The 306-nt window shown below is 64.7% G+C and carries 1 protein-coding gene; it reads right to left on the bottom strand.

Annotated elements, in window-relative coordinates; genetic code table 11:
- Positions 1-27 precede the first annotated feature (27 nt).
- The coding region (locus HWX31_RS34740; protein ID WP_425129537.1) for an electron transfer flavoprotein subunit beta/FixA family protein at positions 28-306 on the bottom strand (279 nt) is incomplete at its 5' end.

Genomic DNA, 306 nt, shown 5'->3' with positions numbered 1-306 from the left:
CAGAATCGTCATTTCTTTCCGCTCCCCTTACAGCACCTTGGCTTCGGTCTTCAGCTTCTCGACCAGCGTCTTCACGTCCGGCACCTTCACGCCGGCCGCGCGCTTCGGCGGCTCGACCACCTTCAGCGTCTTCAGGCGCGGCGCGACGTCGACACCGAGGTCTTCCGGCTTCACCGTTTCCAGCGGCTTCTTCTTCGCCTTCATGATGTTCGGCAGCGTCACGTAGCGCGGCTCGTTCAGGCGCAGGTCGGTCGTGACCACGGCCGGCAGCGTCAGCGACAGCGTTTCCGCGCCGCCGTCGACTTC

The sequence above is a fragment of the Burkholderia ubonensis genome (genome assembly GCF_902833085.1).
GTDB lineage: Bacteria > Pseudomonadota > Gammaproteobacteria > Burkholderiales > Burkholderiaceae > Burkholderia > Burkholderia ubonensis.
This window is presented reverse-complemented; position numbering and strand designations above follow the sequence as displayed.